Source organism: uncultured Sphingomonas sp. (assembly GCF_946477935.1).
Lineage (GTDB): Bacteria > Pseudomonadota > Alphaproteobacteria > Sphingomonadales > Sphingomonadaceae > Sphingomonas.
Map to the genome: position 1 here is coordinate 1 of NZ_CAMLAC010000332.1, position 2,868 is coordinate 2,868.

The following is a 2,868-nucleotide window of genomic DNA, read 5'->3' on the forward strand; positions in this document are numbered from 1 at the left end:
CCGAGGATGCCGGCCTGCCCCGCCACCCCGTCTCCGCCATCCGCGGCGGCGACGCCGCCTACAACCCCGCCGCCCTGCAACGCCTGCTCGCCGGGCAGGAGGGCGCGTACCGCGACGCGGTGCTGCTCAACGCCGCCGCCGCGCTCATCGTCGCGGGGCACAGCACGACGCTTGGCCATGGCGCCGTCGCCGCCGCGCGCGTGCTGGACGACGGTGCCGCCGCCCGCCTGCTCGATCAATGGATTGCCTACCGATGACGACGATGCTCGACCGCATCCTGGAGACCAAGCGCGCCGACGTCGCCGCGCGCAAGGCGACGATCTCGCACGCCGATCTCGACGCGCGCATCGCCGACCAGAGCGCCCCGCGCGGCTTCCGCGCCGCCCTCGATGCAAAGGCCGGCCACGCCCTCATCGCCGAAGTGAAAAAGGCCAGCCCCTCCAAGGGCCTGATCCGCGAGGATTTCGACCCCGTCGCCCATGCCCGCGCCTATGAAGCCGGCGGCGCCGCCTGTCTGTCGATCCTGACGGATGAGCGCTGGTTCCAGGGGTCGGACGCCTATCTGGAGGCCGGTCGCAACGCCGTCTCGATCCCGGTCTTGCGCAAGGACTTCATGGTGGATCCCTGGCAGGTGCACGAGGCACGCGCGCTGGGCGCTGACGCGATCCTCATCATCGTCGCCGCGCTGGATGACGGACAGATGCAGGAGATCGAGGCAGCCGCCTTCGAATGCGGCATGGACGCGCTGGTGGAGGTTCACGACCTGTCCGAGATGGAGCGTGCCGCGCGGCTCCGCTCGCGCCTGATCGGCGTCAACAATCGCAATCTGAAGACATTCGAGGTGAACTTCCAGAACACCTATGATCTGGTCGGCCACGCGCCGAAGGGCTGCACCTTTGTCGCCGAAAGCGGCCTCACCAGCCGCGCCGATCTCGATGCGATGGCCGAACACGGCATCCACTGCTTCCTGATCGGCGAGGCGCTGATGCGCCAGCCCGATGTCGAGGCCGCGACCCGCGCGCTGGTCGGCTGATGCCCGGCCTCACCCATATCGATGCCGATGGCGCCGCACGCATGGTCGATGTCGGCGACAAGGCGGTGACGCAGCGCCAGGCGGTCGCGTCGGGGCGCATCACCATGTCGCCGGAAGCCGCCGCCGCCATTGCGGAGGGCCGCACGAAAAAGGGCGACGTGCTGGCCGTTGCCCGCGTCGCCGGCATCATGGCGGCCAAGCGGACCAGCGACCTGATTCCGCTCTGCCACCCGCTGCCGCTGACGAAGATCGAGATCGACCTGGCGCTGGATGCAACCGGCGTCACCGCCACCGCGACCGCCGCCACCGCAGGCCAGACGGGGGTGGAGATGGAGGCGCTGACCGCCGTCTCGGTCACCCTGCTGACGCTCTATGACATGGCCAAGGCGCTCGACAAGGCGATGGTCCTGTCCGACATCCGCCTGCTCGCCAAGCAGGGCGGCAAGTCGGGCGATTGGGTCGCCCCGGCGGTCGTCGCTGCTCAGATTTCGTAGCAGAAGCACTCCCGCGCGGCCGCACCCTGTTTCGCCCGGCCGCTCATCCGCGCGTGCAGCCGCCGGATCGTGTCGCTGCCCGTGGTGGTGAACAGCGCCGGCACCGCGGCATGGATGATGCAGGCCAGCCCGCCGCCCAGCATCGCCAGTCCGAAGCCGGTCGCGGTGCGCGCATGGTCCAGATAGCTTTCGCCCACCGCACGCGGGTGCCGGGCAAAAACGGTATCGACAACGGAAAGGGCTCGCATCGGCTTCTCCTTGAGGGGTAGGATATCGCATCCGCCCCCAGGCGATCAACCGCGGACCCTTGTCGCCCCGCCTCCGTTTCCCTCCTTGCCGCCGTTTCGCGAAGGACATCGCCATCTCCGCCGCCGCTCCGCTCGTCCCCGTCGCCCAGGCCCAGGCACACCTGCTCGCGCTTGCCGTGCCCGTATCCACCGAGATGCTGCCGCTGCGCGACGCCGCGGGCCGCTGGGCCGCCGCCGACATTCTCGCTGCCCGCACGCAACCCGCCGCCGACCTGTCGGCGATGGACGGCTATGCGATCCGCTTCGACGACATGCCCGGCCCATGGCAGGTGATCGGCGAAAGCGCCGCCGGCCGGCCCTTTGCCATGCCCGTCGGGGCAGGACAGGCAACCCGCATCTTCACCGGCGCTGCCATGCCGCCCGGCACCGATACCGTGCTGATCCAGGAAGAAGCCGGGCGCGACGGCGACACCCTGACGCTGACGGGCGAGGGCCCTGCGCACCGGGGGCGCAACGTCCGCCCCCGCGGCCTTGATTTCCACGCCGGCCAGCGCCTCGTCTCCGCGGGTGAGCGCCTCACGCCCGCGCGTATCGCCGTCGCCGCGACGGGCGGCGTCGCCACCCTGCCCGTGCGTCGCCGTGTCCGCATCGCCGTGGCCGCCACCGGCGACGAACTGGTTGCCCCCGGCAGCGACGTCACGGGTCTGGCGCTCCCCGAATCGAACGGCGTCATGCTCGCCGCGATGCTGGGCGATCTGCCGGTGGAGATCATCGACCTCGGTATCCTGCCCGACGATCTCGACGCACTGACCCGCGCCTTTGCCGGCGTGCGCGCCGACCTGCTCGTCACCACCGGCGGCGCCTCGGTCGGCGATCACGACCTCGTCCGCCCCGCGCTCGCCGCGGCGGGCGGCACCATCGATTTCTGGCGCATCGCCCTGCGCCCCGGCAAGCCGATGATGGCCGGGCGACTGGGTGACGCCCTCGTCCTCGGCCTGCCCGGCAACCCGGTCTCCGCCTTTGTCACCGCCATGCTGTTCGTGAAGCCCCTCGTCGCGGCCCTCGCCGGTGCCGCCGACCCCTTGCCCCGCAC

The 2,868-nt window shown here is 71.0% G+C and carries 4 protein-coding genes and 1 pseudogene; 4 read left to right on the plus strand and 1 reads right to left on the minus strand.

Annotated features, from left to right (window positions below; translation table 11 throughout):
- From Q0U08_RS19445 to moaC, 3 genes and pseudogenes are all read left to right on the plus strand, one after another.
- A pseudogene (locus tag Q0U08_RS19445) lies at positions 1–257 on the plus strand (anthranilate phosphoribosyltransferase); the annotation flags it as partial.
- On the plus strand, positions 254–1,033 hold the full coding sequence (trpC, locus tag Q0U08_RS19450) for an indole-3-glycerol phosphate synthase TrpC (RefSeq protein WP_298093423.1): 780 nt from the start codon (positions 254–256) through the stop codon (positions 1,031–1,033). The pseudogene Q0U08_RS19445 and the gene trpC, both read left to right, overlap by 4 nt.
- Positions 1,033–1,527: a cyclic pyranopterin monophosphate synthase MoaC gene (gene moaC / locus Q0U08_RS19455; protein WP_298093424.1), complete on the plus strand. Its 495-nt coding sequence runs from the start codon at positions 1,033–1,035 to the stop codon at positions 1,525–1,527. The genes trpC and moaC overlap by 1 nt, the downstream gene beginning before the upstream one ends.
- Here the strand turns inward: moaC and Q0U08_RS19460 are convergent.
- Positions 1,515–1,775 carry a DUF6356 family protein gene (locus Q0U08_RS19460; RefSeq protein WP_298093426.1) on the minus strand — a complete coding sequence of 87 codons (261 nt, stop codon included), beginning with the start codon at positions 1,773–1,775 and terminating at the stop codon, positions 1,515–1,517. The two genes, moaC and Q0U08_RS19460, sit on opposite strands and share 13 nt — an antisense overlap.
- A 113-nt stretch (positions 1,776–1,888) precedes the next feature.
- Between Q0U08_RS19460 and Q0U08_RS19465 the strand changes: the two genes are divergently transcribed.
- The coding region (locus Q0U08_RS19465; protein WP_298093427.1) for a molybdopterin molybdotransferase MoeA at positions 1,889–2,868 on the plus strand (980 nt) is incomplete at its 3' end.

Coding starts and splice junctions, on each gene's coding strand:
- trpC (WP_298093423.1), top strand. CDS start 254: ATGACGACGATGCTCGACCGCATCCTGGAGACCAAGCGCGCCGACGTC.
- moaC (WP_298093424.1), top strand. CDS start 1,033: ATGCCCGGCCTCACCCATATCGATGCCGATGGCGCCGCACGCATGGTC.
- Q0U08_RS19460 (WP_298093426.1), bottom strand. CDS start 1,775: ATGCGAGCCCTTTCCGTTGTCGATACCGTTTTTGCCCGGCACCCGCGT.